The 472-nt window shown below is 29.7% G+C and carries 1 pseudogene; it reads left to right on the top strand.

From position 1 onward, the window contains the following. Positions 1 to 24: 24 nt before the first annotated feature. Positions 25 to 472 (top strand): annotated as a pseudogene (locus tag EHC72_RS22510) (ABC transporter permease); the annotation flags it as partial.

Below are 472 nucleotides of genomic sequence, written 5' to 3'. Positions count from 1 at the left end.
ATTATAATTAGAAATAGTATCAATTTGAATTTAGTATATTTTATAGCCAAAAGACTTATTACTGCCAAAGATTATAAAAGCAGTATATCAGCGCCAATTATAAAAATTGCAATTTCAGCAATTGCAATTGGCATGATCATGATGATAATTTCAGTAGCAACTGGAATCGGATTGCAACAAAAAATTCGGGAGAAAATCTCTGCTTTCAATGGGCATATTATTATTTCAAATTATGATAATAATCTATCCGAAGTTACACTTGTTCCTATTTCTAAAAAACATGATTTTTATCCCAAATTTAATTCAGTTAGTGGGATAAATCACATACAAGCTATTGCTACCAAAGCGGGAATTATTAGAACTGAGAATGCTTTCGAAGGAATTGTTCTCAAAGGAGTAGGAAAAGATTACAAGTGGAATAATATAAAAGAATACTTAGTTTCCGGTAGAATTCCTGATTTTTCTAAAAACC

It is taken from the genome of Pedobacter nototheniae, from assembly GCF_004335085.1.
Taxonomy (GTDB): Bacteria; Bacteroidota; Bacteroidia; order Sphingobacteriales; family Sphingobacteriaceae; genus Pedobacter; species Pedobacter nototheniae.
The sequence above is the reverse complement of the archived record's forward strand: the minus strand, read 5'-3'. Positions and strand labels throughout refer to the sequence as shown.